Raw genomic sequence first — 16,704 nt, forward strand, 5'->3', positions numbered from 1 at the left:
TAATTCCCCCATGAATGGGGGCTAGGGGGCTGAAGTGTCGAAGACACTTTTTTATCTTAATATGAAAGACTGTGTTACTATGAAGTGTTAAAGTGTTTTCTTTATAAAAAATATCGGAGAATTTCTATCTGCCATGGAATTATGTGCCGATTTATTGTAAAATATAAAAAAACGGGGCATATGGGGTGCAGCGGGAATGGAGGATGCCGATGCTAATTGAGCTGAATAAAGAAATTACAGAAGGTTTATCAAAAACAGAGCTGGAGATTGTCCGGTTTATCAACGATAATGAAGAGAGAATGCCGGAATTGTCTATTGTTGAAATTGCCTTTGACACATTTTCTTCTCCGTCCACTGTTTCTCGGGCAATACGAAAATGCGGGCTGAACGGATTTAATGAACTGCGGTACCGGCTGACGGTGAAGGCGGAAGAAAAGGATATCCAGAATATGGGGGAAGTAATGAACAAATCCTTGATTGAAGCTCAGCGGGTGATTGAGCAGATTTCCGTTTCGGGAATTCTGGAGATTATTCAATATCTTAAGGAAGCAAGCAGAATCTTTGTTTTCGGACGGGGGCTGACAGAGTATGTGGCAGAGGAATTTACACTGAAGCTGCAGCTATTGGATTTTAATGCAGTTTCGGTGCGGGACCCCAATATTATGAGAAATAAAACCAGGCGTTTAAAGGGAGATGAGGTGGTATTTAATTTTTCCCTGAATGGAATGACGCCGGAATTGATTGAATCGGCGAAGAACGCCAATCTCTGCGGAGCCAAAGTTCTTACCTGCTGCTGCAACGCCCAGTCTCCGCTGCTGGAATTGTCGGCCTGCAGTCTTGTGGGATATCACCACAGTCACAAGGCAATCAAGGAATTTGAAGTGTCTTCTCGGGTGCCGCTTCAGATTATGGCGCGGCTGATTATTGACTATCTTACCTCTTATGAATAAAAGATTGAATTATTAATTATATTATATATTAGGAAAAGGATGAAAACCGTTTTCAATTTTGGAAAAGATTTTCATCCTTTTTTATTGTAGAATGAAGCCATCAAAACAGGAGGAGGTTAAAAATGCTGTATACATTAACAACAAACCCGGCAATCGACATGAATGTTTCGACCCGGGGAATCGTTCCGGGGGCAGTGAACCGTACCTTTGATACGGTGTATACTCCAAACGGAAAAGGGCTGAATGTAAGCTTTGTATTAAAGCATTTTGGGGTGGAGTCTAAAATCCTTGGTTTTTTCGGAGGGTTTTCAGGAGATTATATTGTGAGCGAATCCAGAAAAAAGGGCATTGAAGTGCTGCCGGTTATGGTGGAGGATACGACAAGAATCAATATTTTCTTAAACGACGGCACTCAGGAATTCAAATTTGTCAACGAGGGTTCCCTGGTGACCAAAGAAAATCAGAAAGAAATGACAGAGCTGCTTCGGGGGCTTGAGGATATGGAATATTTATCCATCAGCGGCAGCCTGCCCAAAGGCGTGGGAACAGAGTATTACGATGAGGTTCTGTCTATTTGCAGGGAAAAAAATGTGAAGGTGATCCTGGATATCAGCGCCCCCAAATTAAAGGAGCTTCTGGTGTACCGCCCGTATTTGATTAAGCCCAATGACGAGGAACTGAAAGATATTTTCGGAATTACAGTTCAGGGGGAAGAAAATATCGAGGAAATCATGGATATTTTGCATGAAAAAGGCGCACAGAATATATTATTGACCCTTGGGGAGCGAGGTTCTTATTTCTCCGACGGGAAAGCGGTCTATTATGCAGGCGCACAGCCGGTAGAACTGCGCAGCTCCGCATGTGCGGGAGATTCCGCCCTTGCCGCATTTATGAGCGAGTGGCTGTATCATCCCAGGCAGGTGGAAGAGGCGTTGAAGAAATCAGCAGCTACCGGAGCGAATGTAGCAGAAAGCGATGCAATCGGGGATTTAAAAAAAGTAGAAGCATACAGGAAAAATATTCAGGTCAGAAAGGTGAGATAGAAGCATGGCAAAGAAGATATTAGGCATTACCGGATGTCCGACCGGAATTGCACATACGTTTATGGCAGAAGAGGCGCTGAAAAAAGCCGCTGCAGAGCTTGGGTGCGAGATTAAGGTTGAGACCAACGGAGCGATTGGAGTAGAAAATGCCCTGACGGCAAAAGATATTCAGGAAGCAGACGCAATTATTGTAGCCTGCGATAAAAATGTGGATTTGGAGCGTTTTAATGGAAAACCAGTTCTGGAAGTTCCGGTTGCAGACGGCATCAGCAAGGCAAAAGAGCTGATTCAGAGATGTCTTGACGGAAATGTTCACGTCAGACAGGGAAGCGGTAAGGCGGCGCAGGCAGCTCCAGAAGAGGAATTGTCCATCGGCCGTCAGATTTACAAGCATCTGATGAACGGCGTGTCCCATATGCTGCCCCTGGTGGTTGCCGGCGGCGTGCTGACTGCCATTTCATTCTTATGGGGAATTTATTCCTTTGATCCGGAGTCCAGCCAGTACAATGAAATTGCGGCGCTGATTAAATCCATTGGCGGATATTCCATGGGTCTGATGGTTCCGGTACTGACGGCGTTTATCGCCCAGTCCATTTCTGGCAGGCCTGGTATGCTGGCAGGACTGGTGGCAGGCATGATTGCCTCTGAGACAGGTTCCGGCTTTATCGGCGGCATTATCGGAGGATTTCTGGCAGGTTATTTCGTGCTTTGGCTAGTAAAAATGTTCAGCAGGCTGCCCAGGCAGTTAGAAGGGCTGAAGTCGATTTTTATGATACCCATTATATCTGTAGGCGTCACTGGGACGGTGATGGTATTGCTGGGAAATCCCTGCTCGGCTCTTAATAACATGATGATGGATTTTCTGGCCAACCTTCAAAACTCCAATCCACTGCTGTTAGGCGTCGTAGTGGGATGTATGTCGGCGTTTGATATGGGAGGTCCGGTAAACAAGGCGGCTTATGTGACAGGAACCATGCTGTTAGGTCAGGGAAATTACTTGTTTATGGCAGGCGTTTCCGCAGCCTGCATTACCCCGCCGCTGATTATTGCTCTGGCGGCAACCTTCTGCAAAAACCGTTTTACCAAAGACGACAGAGCTGCAGGACTGATTAACTATGTGCTTGGCTGCACTCATATTACCGAAGGCGCAATTCCGTTTGCGGCAAAAAATCCGTTAAAAGTAATTCCGATTCTGATGATTGGTTCTTCTGTTTCCGCAGTGTTATCCTATATGATGGAAATTGAAGTGCCTGCGCCTCACGGCGGATTCCTGATTCTTGGATTGGTGAACAAGCCCCTTCTGTGGGTTGGATGCATTTTGGTAGGTTCTGCAATCGGAGCAGTCCTGTATGTGCTGGTAACGCCGAAAGTAGTGGAAGCGGCAGTGGCTCCCGCAGTTTCAACGGCAAATTCCGGCGCAAGCGCAGGGAATGCAAGCCGGACAGAAGTAAAACCGGCACAGAGCCTGTACCATGCAGATACAGTGACGCTGCAGGTAAAAGGCAAAACGAAAGACGAAGTAATTGAAGAAATGGCGACCCTGCTTGAACAAGGAGGAACGCTTGCTGATAAAGAAACCTTTAAGAAAGCAATTTATGAAAGGGAAGCCTTGTCCACGACAGGAATGGGCATGGGAATTGCGATTCCTCATGCGAAAACAAGCGCAGTAAAAATCCCCAGAGTGGCAGTGGGCGTTTCCAAAGAAGGATTTGATTTTGCCTCAGAGGACGGAGAATTGGCACATCTGATATTTATGATTGCAACCAACGAAAACGGCGGGGATCTGCATCTGAAAACACTGGCAGAGCTGTCTGGAAAGCTGATGCATGAAGAATTTACAGACAGTTTGATGAATGCAGCATCCAGGGAAGAAATTGTTCGTCTGCTGGAAAACAAATAAGCGTTAGGAGGGAATTGTCATGGCATTGGTAACAACGAAACAATTGATGTTAGACGCACAGAAAGGCGGATATGCAATTGGTGCATTTAATGTGGAAAATATGGAAATGGTTCAGGCAGCAGTGGATGCAGCCAAGGAGCTGCGTTCGCCGGTGATTCTGCAGACAACGCCTTCTACGGTGAAATATGCTGACCTCTCTTATTTTTACGCAAATGTAAAGGCGGCGGCAGAGCATACAAGCGTGCCTGTGGTGATGCATTTGGATCATGGAAGCAGCTTTGAACTGGCAATGCGCGCCCTGCGGACGGGTTACACCTCCATTATGATTGACGGCTCCCACGACAGCTTTGAACAGAATATTGCTGTGACCAAAGCGGTGGTTGACGCCTGCCGTCCATCCCATATTCCGGTGGAAGCGGAGCTTGGAAAAGTGGGCGGCAAAGAGGATGACTTAGATGGCGGAGAAGGCGGCGGATATACGGTGCCGTCTGAAGCGGTAGAATTCGCAGCAGCCACCGGCATTGATTCTCTGGCAGTTGCCATCGGAACCGCCCACGGCGTATACAAAGGAATGCCTAAGCTGGATGTGGAGCGCTTAAGCGAAATCCGTCAGGCGGTATCCATTCCTCTTGTGCTTCACGGCACTTCGGGAGTGCCGGATGAAGCAGTGAAAGAGTGTATCCGCCGGGGCATCTGTAAGGTTAACTACGCAACCGACCTGCGGATTGCATTTTCCAACGGCGTAAAAGAAGTGCTCAGCGCAAATCCGGACACCATAGATCCAAAGAAATACAATGCCTGCGGAAGAGAAAAGGTAAAAGAATACGTTATGAGTAAAATAGAAGTCTGCGGCAGCGTTGGAAAAGCATAAGGAACATGCCCATAAAAAGTTAAGTGAATAAAGTTCAAGAGAAAAATTGCAGGATACAAGGTTCCGGCTGCCAGGCTGGCGCCCTATCCTGTAATTTTTTTGTTTAAAGTATGATAGACCACAGGCATATCTCCAATTTTGTAAAAAAAGAACCGATTTTTGAAACTTTTCTTGTATAATTTGCCGAAACGTACTAAAATAGAAAGAAATGAAGTACAGTCCTGTAAACTGTGTCAGGAAAGGGAAGGGTGTTCATGGAAAAGAGAGAACCAAAGAGGGGAAAACATGGAATCATCTCCATCAAAGCTAAGCTTTTGGCAATTATTGTGCCCCTTGTAGTCCTATTGATGGTGGCAATGGTGCTGATTGCTTACAACACATCGGCAGGGATGATTGAGAATTATTCCAGAAGTCTTCTGGAATCCTCGGTAGGGAACCAGTCCTCCCATATCGAAGGATGGCTGAATGAGAATATTGAGACTTTTCAGGCAGTGAAAGCAGCAGTGGAAAGCATAAGGCCGGACGAAGAACAGCTACAGACCATACTGGATACCTACTACAATTATAATTCCAATTATCCCCGGGGACTGTATATCGGGGATGAAACAGGAAAAGTGTTTCAGGCGGCAGAGTCCTCCCTCAAGGAGCCGGACCCGGTTCACAGCGTCTGGTATCAGGAAGGGCTTACCAGAGTGAATATGGCAGTAGGCTCCGCCTATGTTAATTCCCAGGGAGAAAATGTAATCAGCGCTTCCGGAATATTAGATGATGGCTCAGGAAGCACAAGAGTGATTTCCGCAGATATGACGCTGGATCGGATTTCCATTATTGTAAACGGTTTTATGGAGATGAAGAATGCGGAATCATTTCTGGTGGACGGCAGGGACGGAACCATTCTGGCCAATCGTGACAATGCCTTGATTTCCACCAGAATCGGCGAAAGCGGCAGCGACGCCTTCCAGAAGCAGGTGGGAGAGAAAATTGCCGCACAGGATTATGATTTCTGTGTTTTGGACGGGAATATGACGGTTTTTGAAAAAGTGGCCGGAACGGACTGGATTCTGATTTCCTATGTTCCCAGGCAGATTGTTATGTCAGATTTGGTAAGACTTCGCACCATTATGATTCTTATCAGCGTGGTTTCCATTCTGATTCTCTGCGCAGTCATTGAGCGGGTGACGCATATTGTCATCAATCCGGTGAAGAAATTAACTCAGGTGATCACTGCCATGACAGACGGAGATTTTACCGTAGAGGTTACCAGTAAAGGAAAGGATGAAATTGCAGTGATGAGCCGCAGCGTAGAGCGGTTTATTCGTTCCATGAAGAAAATGATTGCTTCCATGGGAGACATTTCCGGTAAGCTGGGAGCACAGGCAGATACCAGCGATAATATGTCCAGGCAGATGCAGTCTGCGGCTTCTATTCAATCGGAATCTATGGGAGAATTGAATTCAACGGTGGATCAGCTTTCCCTTTCTGTATACGAGATTGCAGAGAATGCAACGAAGCTGGCAGGAGTTGTGGCAGATACCAAGGCAGACAGCGGTAATGTGGAGCATAAAATGCGGGAGACTGTGGAGGCGTCCCAAAAAGGCCAAAGAGATATGGAGCAGGTGGGGAAAGCCTTGGAAAATATTATGTTTTCCATCCGTGAGCTGGAATCGGCCGTCGGCAAAGTGGGAACAGCCTCTGGTGAAATTGTGGAGATTGTCCAGTTAATTGGAAATATTGCAGAAGAGACAAACCTTCTGTCACTGAATGCTTCCATTGAGGCGGCAAGGGCCGGAGAAGCAGGACGGGGATTTGCAGTTGTGGCTTCTGAAATCGGAATCCTGGCAAATAACAGCGCAGACTCCGTAGAACACATTTCTAAATTAATTGAGCAGGTTAATGAGCTTGTGAAGGATGCAGTGCGCCAGACCGGTGAAAGTGCCAAAGATATTAACCAAAGCAGCGAGATGATTCATACAGCCATAGATACCTTTGAGAAGATTTTTGTAAATATACGGGAAACTAGCGAAATGATAGAGCATATGGTAAGTAAAATTAATCAGGTAGACGAGGTTGCGACCAATGTGGCAGCCATCTCAGAACAACAGGCGGCAAGCTCTGACGAGATTCTGGCTACCTCAGAAAATATGCTGGAGCAGGCTAAGGGAATCGCAGAAAACAGCGCCCATGTGGCGGAAGAATCAAAGAGCCTGACAGCCTCGTCAGAAGAACTGGCAGAACAGGTAAAACTATTCCGGATTTAAGGAGGGGTTGGGATGAAAAGGACAACAGGCGTAATGCTGGCAATATGGATGGCAGTTTGTCTCTGCGGGTGCGCCGGAGGGGGCAGTTCTTCCGCTGGCGGGGACAATGTGAGAATTTATCTGTCCCTGTCTTCGGCAGATACCTTCCGTACCGTGCTGGTAAACAGCGCCAAGGAGACAGCGGAGGAAATGGGGGCGACTCTTGAGGTGCATGAGGCAGAGGACTCCATTGAGATACAGGTGGCGCAGATTAAGCAGGCCGTGGAGGAAGGGTATCAGGTGATTATGTGCTCCCCGGTGGATACAGATACCACACTGGAACTGGAAGCCATTGCAGGGGACGTTCCGATTATATTTTTTAACAGCTGTCCGGATGATTCCTATCTGGAAGCGGACAAGTATATGTATGTGGGTTCCGATGAGGGAGTTGCCGGAGAGTATCAGGCAGAATATATTCTGGACAGCATGTCGGGAAAAGATGAGATTAATGTGGCGATTTTAACAGGGCCTTCCAGCCATTCCGCCACAGAGGGAAGAACAGGTCAGCTGAAAAATACGTTGAACAGTTCTGGAAAGAAAATTAATTATGTATTTCAGGATCATGCGGATTGGGAGCAGGAGAAGGCAGAGAAGTATTTTGATGTGTTCCTCAGCACAGGAAAAGCATTTGATGTGGCAGTATGCAATAACGACGCCATGGCTCTGGGAGTCATTGATTCCTGCAGGAAGAATGGAATTTCAGATCCGGTGATTCTGGGAATTGACGCCACAGCAGACGGATGTGCGGCAATTATTGCAGGGGATATGGCATTTACGGTCTATCAGTCGGCCACCGGTCAGGGAGAAGCTGCGGTGAAAGCGGCAGTTGCCCTGGGTTCGGGCGGTTCCGCTAAAGAGATGGAGGGAATTTCTGAGGACGGCAAGTGCGTCTGGGTTCCTTTTGAAAAAGTAGACAGCGCAAATGTGGAAAAATATCAGTAAAATCATAAATTAAAGGAGTGTAATAGCTATGGTGTATGAATTGAAGAATGAAAAACTGACAGTACAGTTTTCAAATCTGGGTGCGGAGATGGTATCCCTGAAAAACAACAAAACGGGACAGGAATATCTCTGGCAGGGAGATTCCCGGTATTGGGGACGCCGTTCTCCGGTTCTTTTTCCCGTAGTGGGGAGATTAATCAATGACAGATATGTGTATGACAATAAAGAATACCCCATGTCTCAGCATGGATTTGCGAGAGATATGGAATTTGCCTGTATTTCGGAGAGCAGAGAGGAAATCACATTCGGGCTGGATGCAACTCCCGTGACAAAGGAGAACTATCCCTTTGATTTCCGGCTGGAAATCGGATACCGCCTGAAGGAAGATACCGTTACTGTCACTTGGAAGGTTATCAATCTGGAGCGGGAAAGGGAGATGTATTTTTCCATAGGAGGCCATCCGGGGTTTCTGTGTCCGCTGAAGGAAGGAGAATCCCAGAGTGAATACAGCATTTGGATGGATCAGGAAGAAGTGTTGTTTTCCAGAATTGATTTGGAGACAGGGCTGATGCGCAGCTATAAGAACGTCCTGACTCTTCCTCAGGGCAGAAGGGTGCTGGAAGAGGGAGTTTTTGACGAAGGCGTGTACATTATGGAGGATTATCAGGTACAAAAGGTTTCACTGTTAAATCCGGATAATGAGCCCTATCTTACCGTGAGTTTTCAGACTCCGTTGGTAGGAATCTGGTCGCCGGAGAAGAAACATGCGCCTTTTGTATGCATTGAACCCTGGTATGGAAGATGTGACAGGGAAGCCTTTCAGGGAAACTTGAGGAATCGGGAATGGGGCAATATGCTTGTGCCGGGAGGCGTGTTTGAGCGCTCTTATCAAATCACCGTAGAACAGTAAAACGGGAAATAGAAATTCAGGCTGCAGCCCTGATTCCTGTTTTTGGTCTGGCAGACGGAGAATGAAAATTTGCAAATAGGAGATAATATTACTCCGGCGGTTAAATATCGACGTTTTTACTTGCCTAAATTCGCCGACATTTAACTGCCGTTATAGTAATAAGATTCTGGTAATCAGGAAGAGAAAAGGAGAAAAGAAGATATGAATTTTTTTAAATGCAGGGAATGCGGCAGCCTGGCAATGGAGATTGTTACAGGAGAACATGACAGTGCAAAGGTTTTTCAGGAATTGAAAGCCAATACCACAGACGCTTCTGGAGAAAAACATGTGCCGGTGGTGGAGAAAAAGGGAGACATTATTTCGGTAAAGGTGGGAGAACTGGAGCATCCTATGCTGGAAGAGCATTATATTATGTGGATTTATCTGGAGACAGACCAAGGCGGAATGCTGAGGAAGCTTTCTGCCGGAGAGAAGCCGGAAGCGGAATTTCATCTTTCTGCCGGAGAGAAGCCGGTGGCTGCTTATGAATACTGTAATCTTCATGGGTTGTGGAAAGCAGAAATTACAGTAAACAACAAATAAATTTGCCGTTTACTATAACCCTTTGAAGGATGATGCAAAAGGGGCTGTTGGGAAATGCAATTGATACACAATATATGGTTGTGACATTGAAAGAATCACAAGATATATTGTGGGAAATTTGTCATTTCCCGCCAGCCCCTTTTCTGCGCTGGCTTGTGTTTTGGTGCGTCTAAGGCAGCTGCAGATGTAAATCCAGGCTATTTATTAATAAACTTGAAAAAGTATAAAGAAAGTGTTAAAATTTTATAAAATAACTGGTAGAACCAGTTGGAATTTTTCACGATTTAAGGAGGAGATATGATATGTTATTTCAGATTTATGGGGAAAATGCCATGTACCAGCTTCTTGGCTGGGTGATGGTATTTGCCGGGCTGATTCTCTGTAATGAAATTGCCCGCCGTTCAAAGGCAGGAGGGATTTTCTTTTTCCTGGCGCTGCCGGCAGTTTTAACCGTTTATTTCATTGCCATTGCAGTGGGAGCTGCCTCTGGGGCAGAATGGGCGGTGAATAACCAGACGCATCTGTATATGGGCGGTTGGTTTCATTACGCCAAGCTGTATGCAGCAGCCGCAGGCTGTGTAGGGTTTATGATGCTTAAATATAAATGGGGCGTCGGCAAAACTCAGTGGTTTAAGGCATTTCCCTTTGTAATTGTGGCAATCAATATTTTAATTGCAGTAGGCTCTGACTTTGAATCTGCCATTAAGGGTGCCCAGGCTTTGGCAGAAACCGGCTCCAGATACTGGTTTTCCAGTGAAGGCGTATGGCGGTACGGCGGCTGGTGGAACTGGGTGAATGGCATTGCAGGAATTATCAATATTTTCTGTATGACCGGCTGGTGGGGAATCTATACCTCTAAAAAGAAAGACGACATGCTGTGGCCGGATATGACATGGTGTTTTATCATCGCTTATGATATCTGGAATTTCGAGTATACATATCTGAACCTTCCTACCCATTCCTGGTACTGCGGGTTTGCGCTGCTTTTGGCGCCTACCTTTGCAAACAAGTTCTGGAACAAGGGCGGATGGATTCAGAACCGCGCCAATACGCTGGCTACCTGGTGCATGTTTGCACAGGTATTTCCCTTATTCCAAGTCAGCGGAAGATTTTCGGTGCTTCCGTCCCTGTATGGGCCGGGATATGCGGACGGAATGGCTCTAACAAATGCTGCCCAGCCGTCTTATGCAGATCCCAGAGCCCAGGGAATCATTGCGCTGCTGGCGTTAGGAGCCAATGTTATCTGCCTTACCGCTATTATCAAACGTGCGGTTGAGCAGAAGAAAAATCCGTATAAAGAAGAGATCTTTACGGATCAGAAGGATTTCCAGATTGCCATGGCAAGGGCAGAAAAGCAGTAAAGCAGTAAAGCGTTTGCGCCTGGCGGGCGAAAAGAATTTATCCCTGCCGGACAGTTAATCCGGCAGGGAAATGCTTTTATCTAATAAGCTGACATAAGGGTAGACCCGATGAAAGCCTTCGGCGGCGGAAAATAAGAACCAGGCCATACCAAACGACAGAAACAGGAACAGGATGCGGCGGTAAGTCAAAGTCTGGGTTCCTGTTTTTTTATGGGAAGATCCGGCGTCTTCCGCTTCAGGACAATAGTGTTCCTGCCGGTAAGAGTCAATAATTTCCGGGATTGCCAGCAGAGAAAATACAAAGGGATAGACTGCGAACCGTTCCAGGATAAAATGCTTTGTGATAAACAGGTTGATGATAAACTGGTAAAAGGCGCTGTTTACATAAATGGCCCGCTGCTGCGGGTCTGCAATGCGGTTTCGGAACAAACAGATCAAAAGTAAGTAAGCGGCTGGAAGCAATACATATTCAAAGCCATTGGCGTTCCAGAAATAGCCGCCCTGGTATCTCGCATATCTTGCTGGAAGAACCGGGGCCAGGAGGCTGAACAACGGATCAAAAAAGTAATAACACAGGCAGGCAGCCGCAAGCAGGAGCCCCAGGCATTTCCTGCTGTGCTTTCGGGGCAGGACAAAATACAGGGGCCAGACAAACCACAGGGAGTTGTGGAACAGTCCGCCCAGAACAGTGAGAACCGTATAGGGCAGCAGCTTTCTGTGTTTCAGGTAAGGGTACGCCAGCATAAAAAAGGCGGCGGCAATGGACTGGCGGATTAAGTTCATATTATAGGCCAGAAACTGCAGGGTGAGATAGAGGTAAACGCTGACCCAGGGGATTTTCGAATCCCGGGAAATAAATCGTATGGCGGCAGCCATCAGGAAAAGATTGACAAACGTAAGGAAGACAGGGAACGGGCAGCCAGTCAGAGAAAACAGTTTGCAAATCAAATAGTAAAAGGGCTCGCTTTTGTGGTACAGGAAAATATCCTGAAAGGACCAGGGGATGACCAGATGATAAATGTTCTGGTAGGAAAAATAGTCGAAGCCGATGGCGTACCGAAAGGAAGCCAGAAAGGAAAACAGGACAAAAGCAAGGGCCAGGTAGCAGACGGTATGCTTTTGGTTTTCTTTTTTACCGGCAGTGAAATATCCCAGCCCTGTGAGAAGGGAAATGGTAACGTAATAGACAGCCATAGTAGAACTCCTTTCTTTGTGTATGGGAGGATAATTCTTATCGTGACAGTGCAGCCGCTTTCGTAGCATTCGAAGGCGGCTGCGTGATCTATATTCACTCCTTAATGGAACCAGAAAGGTTTCTATAAGGTAAAATACTGTGACAGATGCATGATTCGTTAATCTTTTGTGTTATTTTGCTGCGTTTATGGGGAATCCTGAGAAAGGACTCCGGGTTTAGTTTGCGGTGCCGGATGTTTTTCTAACCACAAAGGTGGGAGTAACATTGAAGGTAGCGCTTTCGGAGACATCTTGTCCCAGAGTTCCTACTACATACAGCGCGCCTTCCTGGTTGGAATTCAGGATCAATACATTCATATCCTGCTGTTTGTTGGCTTCCAGCCATCTGGCGTTTGACAGGTCTTTGGGCATTTCACCCGGCGTTTCTTCCTGCTTCAGTCCAATTGCGATCTGGTTGGCAGTGACAGCTCCGGTATTGCTCCAGGTTGTGTTCTTCAATTTGCTGATGTCCACGCTGGTGTATGCTACATCTACCTGAACCGGAACATTGGAGTTATTTTTCACATTGATTCTTGGAGAAATAACCTTGTTCTGGGTGGACAGGCTGTTGCTGATGTTAAAAGGAACAAAGGTGGGCATGGTAACCGTAAGAATCGTGGGTTCAATGGTGCCTACCATCTCCACCTGTCCGGAACCGCCTACCGGGATATCCCTGGTTGACGTCACATCTGAAGCATAGGCAGTTGTGGAAAATGTGGAAACAAGCAATGCTGCTGTTAATGCAAGCTGTAAAAACATATTTTTTTTCTTCATAAGTATACCTCCGTAGCGCATCCGTCACAGTATGAATACAGCAGGTTAATTTTGTACCGTAATGGTAATCTGCGCTCCGGTCTGGCCGATATATTCGCCGCTTTCCTCTTCATAAGCCTTGAAATAAGCAGTGGCGCTGTAGGTTCCTTTCTCCAGAACCTTGTCCAGCTTGACGTTTTCAATGTAAGTTCCAGGCTTCAGGAACTTGGAAGCGTAGACTTCTTCCTCTGTGTTATCTACAATAATGCTGACTTTCAGCAATTTGGCATTATTTCCCGGATTTTCAATGAGCAGGTTTCCCTCCGCCGTTCCGTTTAAGAATACGGGAGAGGTGTTGATAGAGAATGCGATCATGCTGCGGTCTAAGAGGTTCTGCAGTTCTTTTCTTCTCTCATCCACATCAACCCCCGGCAGAATACCGGCAGTGGCATTGTCGTCGTATTGCAGATCGTTGGCGTCTTTTTTGGTAAAAAGAAAATAGCAGACGGCAATGGTAATCAGAATCAGCAGAATCACGGCAATGATAATCAGCGCCCTTTTCTTGTTTTTACTCATAAGTTTCAATTCCTCCTTTGTGAAAAAAGTATTTGTAAAAATTTGTTAATTTTTCTCATTATAAGTTGGAATTGGTCAAAATTCAAGAAAAATTAATCGACAAATTCTATTATTTTTCGACAATATAGGAAGTTGTTCCTATATTTGAGAAAATTCAAAGCGGTATTCACTGGGGCTGAGGCCTTTTTTCTGATGGAAAAGTCTGGAAAAATATAAGGGGTCTGCATAACTGACAGAATGGGCGATCACCCGGATAGACAGATCGGTGGTTGTTAACAGGATACAGGCTTGCCGGATCCGGTAATCCAGAAGATAGCTTTGAATAGAAAGGCCGGTCACTGATTTGAACAGCCGGTGCAGGTAGGAGCGGTTGATGTTCAGATGGTCGGCGATATCTTGAATGGTGATGGGATCGCAGTAGCGGCTTTCGATATAATTCAGGGCTTCTTCTACATAATCGGATTTTTTCTCCTGGCTGGAATGGCCATCGCCAGGAAATTTGCTGGCCAGAAGAAACAGGTACTCGTACAGGATGCTGTTCATGATTAAATCCTTGTTCTGAGGGAATTGGTCGGCTTTGGACATTTTTTCATGGCAGAGCCTAAGCTGCTCATCCCTCCCGTAGTGGAGCACCAGCTCTTTTGGAAAGATTGTCCGCTCCAGGTAGCCTTTCACTTTAATGCCCTGCATGCCGATCCAGGCATAGCTCCAGGGAGTTTTGCTGTCAGCTTCATAGTAAATCAGTTCGCCGGGGCAGATCAGAAAGGCGTCTCCTTCCTTCAGACGGAATATCTGCCCTCTGGCCTTGTAGACGCCGGAGCCTTTCAGTATATAGTGAATCAGATACCCATTGCGCATAATAGGGCCGTAGCTGTGGCCGGGGGAGCAGTTTTCATAACCGCAGGTGTAGATCATGGCGTCAATGTTTCTGGAAAAATCGTTGGAAAAGTTATAGTTCTGCATAAAAAGTTTCCTCCTGTATGATGTTGTTTTGGTAAGGCGTGCAATCCTGGATTTTGGTTCCTGTCTGAATAAAAATGTTTTTGAGGAGCTTTAGTGTTTTTCAACTACGCTCTGGAGGGAAAGATGGTCATAATCATCAATATCGATGTCACATATCTCCATATATTTTTTATTATATTCGGTTATAATGATAAGTACAAGAGGCAGGGAGAAGAACTGGAAAATCTTTTATACTGCGGCCGCAGAGGAATCAAAAAGATGCTTCTTTCGACAATTAAATTATAAGGAGGCGCATGGAATGGATGCGAATAAGCGGCAGAGATATGAAAATATCTCCATAGAACTGACAAGATTAGTGGGCGGAAAGGATAATATTCAGGGAGTTGCCCATTGTGCCACCCGTCTCAGGATTGTGTTAAAGGACAATGATTTGGCAGATTTAAAGGCTATCGAAGATGTGGATCTCGCCAAAGGCGTGTTTGTGGCAGGGGATCAGGTGCAGATTATCTTCGGAGCGGGCCTGGTAAATGATGTGTACCAAGTATTTGCGGAGCACAATCATATGAAGAATATGAGTCTTAGCGACCTGAAAACCGAGGCAAACAAAAAAATGAATCCCCTGCAGAGAATCGTGAAAGCTCTGTCAGATGTTTTTGTGGATATCATGCCAGGAATCCTTGCGGCAGCGCTGCTGACCGGCTTGTCAGGGGTTTTGGGGAATCTGGATTTTGTGGTGCAAATGACACTTTATATGGAATTAACAGACTGATTAATATTTCCTCTGGTGCAATTTTCGGTTTTCTTCCGCTGGCAGTTGCCTACAGTGCATGTAAGCGGTTCGGCGGAAGGCCCATACTTGGAATCGTAATAGGCTGCATCATGTTAAGCGACAGTTTAGCCAACGCCTATTCCGCGGCTCAGGGCACGGTTGAGGTTACAACACTCCATATTTTTGGCATGGGAGTAGATCTGGTTGGTTTTCAGGGCGGAATTATTGTGGCGTTGCTGATGGGATTTGTGACAGCGAAGCTGGATCTTTTTTTTGAAAAGAAGGTTCCGGAAGTGATACGGCTGCTGCTCTCTCCTCTTTTGACAACCTTAGTGGGCGCGCTGCTGTTGTTTACAGTAATTGGGCCTGTGGGCCGGGGACTTTCCTCCGGAATTACCAACGGGCTGGTATGGATGACCCAGAATCTGGGCGTGTTTGGTTATGCGGTATTCTCCGGATTGCAGCAGTTGGTGGTAATTACCGGACTGCACCACATTTTCGGCGCAATTGAAGCGCAGCTTCTGGCGGATACCGGACGGAACTTTATCAATCCCTTAATGTCTGTGGCAATTATTGCCCAGGGCGGAGCCGTGCTTGGCTACCTTTTGATGCATCGGAAAAATGTAAAAACAAGAGAGCTTTGCATTCCCAGCTTTATTTCTGTCCTTTTTGGGATTACGGAGCCGGCATTGTTCGGAATTAACTTAAGATACCGCTTCCCGATTATCGGCGGCTGTATCGGCGGCGCATTAGGCGGAATTGTTGTGTATCTCACAGATCTTGCAGCTATTGGGTTCGGAACTACCGTGGTTCCGGGAATTGCTCTGGCTGACCCTTCCAATCACGGATATCTGAATTATGTGATCGCCCATGGAATTGCCATTACAGGCGGATTTGTAATGACTCTGGCGCTGGGCAGATTTATGGAAAAAGCTCCGGAGGAAATGCCTGCAGCCGCTGCGGCTGCCGTGGAGCCAGACAGCGGCAGGACAGAAGAAAATGGGCGTGAGGAAGATTTCGGCCGCCAGGAAGAGTTAGAAGTGCCGGAAGAAGAAGTCTTTTTCGGATATGCAAAAGGGGAACTGATTCCTATGGAAGAAGTGAAGGACGATACCTTTGCCAATAAGGTTCTGGGAGACGGCGCCGCAATTATCCCATCAGAAGGGAAAGTTTATGCGCCGGCAGACGGCACGATAATCAGTGTGTTTGATACAAAGCATGCGGTTTGTTTTGCCAGCAGCTTCGGCACGGAAATACTGATACATATCGGAGTGGATACCGTGAATCTGCAGGGGAAATTTTTCACTGCACGTGTAAAAGACGGAGATGTTGTAAAAAAAGGCCAGCTTATGATAGAATTTGAGAAAGAGCAGATTGAAAAAGCAGGCTATGATACAGTGATTCCAATGATTTTTACCGATTTACCGGAGGAAAAGAAGCTGGAGCCTGTGAGTTCAGGAAAGGCGTCTCCGGAAACAAGGGTGGCAATTGTCCGCAGCTTGAAAGGGTAAATGGAACGTTCTGTATGGAAAGTTTTTTGAAAACAGAGGAACA

Annotated in this window: 15 protein-coding genes; 11 read left to right on the forward strand and 4 right to left on the reverse strand. The window is 46.4% G+C overall.

Features of this window, described 5'->3' with window-relative positions:
- Positions 1-209 precede the first annotated feature (209 nt).
- From E5329_RS19640 to E5329_RS19680, 9 genes are all read left to right on the forward strand, one after another.
- Positions 210-950, forward strand: coding sequence for a MurR/RpiR family transcriptional regulator (locus E5329_RS19640; protein WP_135991061.1), 741 nt, complete (start codon positions 210-212; stop codon positions 948-950).
- 122 nt (positions 951-1,072) lie between these two features.
- Positions 1,073-1,993, forward strand: coding sequence for a 1-phosphofructokinase family hexose kinase (locus E5329_RS19645; RefSeq protein ID WP_135991062.1), 921 nt, complete (start codon positions 1,073-1,075; stop codon positions 1,991-1,993).
- Between the two features lie 4 nt (positions 1,994-1,997).
- Positions 1,998-3,893 carry a fructose-specific PTS transporter subunit EIIC gene (locus tag E5329_RS19650; protein WP_135991063.1) on the forward strand — a complete coding sequence of 632 codons (1,896 nt, stop codon included), beginning with the start codon at positions 1,998-2,000 and terminating at the stop codon, positions 3,891-3,893.
- 19 nt (positions 3,894-3,912) lie between these two features.
- Positions 3,913-4,764 carry a class II fructose-bisphosphate aldolase gene (locus E5329_RS19655; RefSeq protein WP_135991064.1) on the forward strand — a complete coding sequence of 284 codons (852 nt, stop codon included), beginning with the start codon at positions 3,913-3,915 and terminating at the stop codon, positions 4,762-4,764.
- A gap of 254 nt (positions 4,765-5,018) precedes the next feature.
- A complete protein-coding gene (locus E5329_RS19660) occupies positions 5,019-7,022 on the forward strand; it encodes a methyl-accepting chemotaxis protein (protein WP_135991065.1) in 2,004 nt (667 codons plus the stop codon).
- Between the two features lie 12 nt (positions 7,023-7,034).
- The gene (locus E5329_RS19665) at positions 7,035-8,003 is read left to right on the forward strand and encodes a sugar ABC transporter substrate-binding protein (RefSeq protein ID WP_135991066.1); all 969 of its coding nucleotides are present in this window, start codon (positions 7,035-7,037) and stop codon (positions 8,001-8,003) included.
- A 28-nt stretch (positions 8,004-8,031) separates the two neighbouring features.
- Complete coding sequence (locus E5329_RS19670) at positions 8,032-8,913, forward strand: aldose 1-epimerase family protein (RefSeq protein WP_135991067.1); 882 nt, start codon at positions 8,032-8,034, stop codon at positions 8,911-8,913.
- 201 nt (positions 8,914-9,114) lie between these two features.
- Positions 9,115-9,495: a desulfoferrodoxin family protein gene (locus E5329_RS19675; RefSeq protein WP_135991068.1), complete on the forward strand. Its 381-nt coding sequence runs from the start codon at positions 9,115-9,117 to the stop codon at positions 9,493-9,495.
- 302 nt (positions 9,496-9,797) lie between these two features.
- Complete coding sequence (locus E5329_RS19680; protein WP_135991069.1) at positions 9,798-10,856, forward strand: DUF5692 family protein; 1,059 nt, start codon at positions 9,798-9,800, stop codon at positions 10,854-10,856.
- A gap of 54 nt (positions 10,857-10,910) precedes the next feature.
- Here the strand turns inward: E5329_RS19680 and E5329_RS19685 are convergent, their stop codons facing one another.
- From E5329_RS19685 to E5329_RS19700, 4 genes are all read right to left on the reverse strand, one after another.
- A complete protein-coding gene (locus E5329_RS19685; protein ID WP_168356699.1) occupies positions 10,911-12,050 on the reverse strand; it encodes an EpsG family protein in 1,140 nt (379 codons plus the stop codon).
- A gap of 216 nt (positions 12,051-12,266) precedes the next feature.
- Positions 12,267-12,863, reverse strand: a complete 597-nt coding sequence (locus E5329_RS19690) for a hypothetical protein (RefSeq protein ID WP_135991071.1) — start codon at positions 12,861-12,863, stop codon at positions 12,267-12,269.
- A gap of 45 nt (positions 12,864-12,908) precedes the next feature.
- The gene (locus E5329_RS19695) at positions 12,909-13,418 is read right to left on the reverse strand and encodes a hypothetical protein (protein WP_135991072.1); all 510 of its coding nucleotides are present in this window, start codon (positions 13,416-13,418) and stop codon (positions 12,909-12,911) included.
- A gap of 138 nt (positions 13,419-13,556) precedes the next feature.
- Positions 13,557-14,381, reverse strand: coding sequence for an AraC family transcriptional regulator (locus E5329_RS19700; protein ID WP_135991073.1), 825 nt, complete (start codon positions 14,379-14,381; stop codon positions 13,557-13,559).
- A gap of 298 nt (positions 14,382-14,679) precedes the next feature.
- Between E5329_RS19700 and E5329_RS30845 the strand changes: the two genes are divergently transcribed.
- Positions 14,680-15,150 (forward strand): glucose PTS transporter subunit EIIB, encoded by a 471-nt coding sequence (locus tag E5329_RS30845; protein WP_275443499.1) that lies wholly within the window; start codon positions 14,680-14,682, stop codon positions 15,148-15,150.
- 38 nt (positions 15,151-15,188) lie between these two features.
- Positions 15,189-16,661 carry a glucose PTS transporter subunit IIA gene (locus tag E5329_RS19705; RefSeq protein ID WP_330572262.1) on the forward strand — a complete coding sequence of 491 codons (1,473 nt, stop codon included), beginning with the start codon at positions 15,189-15,191 and terminating at the stop codon, positions 16,659-16,661.
- The last annotated feature ends 43 nt before the right edge of the window (positions 16,662-16,704 follow it).

It is taken from the genome of Petralouisia muris (assembly GCF_004793545.1).
In the GTDB taxonomy this organism is placed as follows: Bacteria; Bacillota; Clostridia; order Lachnospirales; family Lachnospiraceae; genus Petralouisia; species Petralouisia muris.

Bases quoted from the DNA above. Each gene is read 5' to 3' on its own strand.
- E5329_RS19640 (WP_135991061.1), top strand. From the start codon at position 210: ATGCTAATTGAGCTGAATAAAGAAATTACAGAAGGTTTATCAAAAACA.
- E5329_RS19645 (WP_135991062.1), top strand. From the start codon at position 1,073: ATGCTGTATACATTAACAACAAACCCGGCAATCGACATGAATGTTTCG.
- E5329_RS19650 (WP_135991063.1), top strand. From the start codon at position 1,998: ATGGCAAAGAAGATATTAGGCATTACCGGATGTCCGACCGGAATTGCA.
- E5329_RS19655 (WP_135991064.1), top strand. From the start codon at position 3,913: ATGGCATTGGTAACAACGAAACAATTGATGTTAGACGCACAGAAAGGC.
- E5329_RS19660 (WP_135991065.1), top strand. From the start codon at position 5,019: ATGGAAAAGAGAGAACCAAAGAGGGGAAAACATGGAATCATCTCCATC.
- E5329_RS19665 (WP_135991066.1), top strand. From the start codon at position 7,035: ATGAAAAGGACAACAGGCGTAATGCTGGCAATATGGATGGCAGTTTGT.
- E5329_RS19670 (WP_135991067.1), top strand. From the start codon at position 8,032: ATGGTGTATGAATTGAAGAATGAAAAACTGACAGTACAGTTTTCAAAT.
- E5329_RS19675 (WP_135991068.1), top strand. From the start codon at position 9,115: ATGAATTTTTTTAAATGCAGGGAATGCGGCAGCCTGGCAATGGAGATT.
- E5329_RS19680 (WP_135991069.1), top strand. From the start codon at position 9,798: ATGTTATTTCAGATTTATGGGGAAAATGCCATGTACCAGCTTCTTGGC.
- E5329_RS19685 (WP_168356699.1), bottom strand. From the start codon at position 12,050: ATGGCTGTCTATTACGTTACCATTTCCCTTCTCACAGGGCTGGGATAT.
- E5329_RS19690 (WP_135991071.1), bottom strand. From the start codon at position 12,863: ATGAAGAAAAAAAATATGTTTTTACAGCTTGCATTAACAGCAGCATTG.
- E5329_RS19695 (WP_135991072.1), bottom strand. From the start codon at position 13,418: ATGAGTAAAAACAAGAAAAGGGCGCTGATTATCATTGCCGTGATTCTG.
- E5329_RS19700 (WP_135991073.1), bottom strand. From the start codon at position 14,381: ATGCAGAACTATAACTTTTCCAACGATTTTTCCAGAAACATTGACGCC.
- E5329_RS30845 (WP_275443499.1), top strand. From the start codon at position 14,680: ATGGATGCGAATAAGCGGCAGAGATATGAAAATATCTCCATAGAACTG.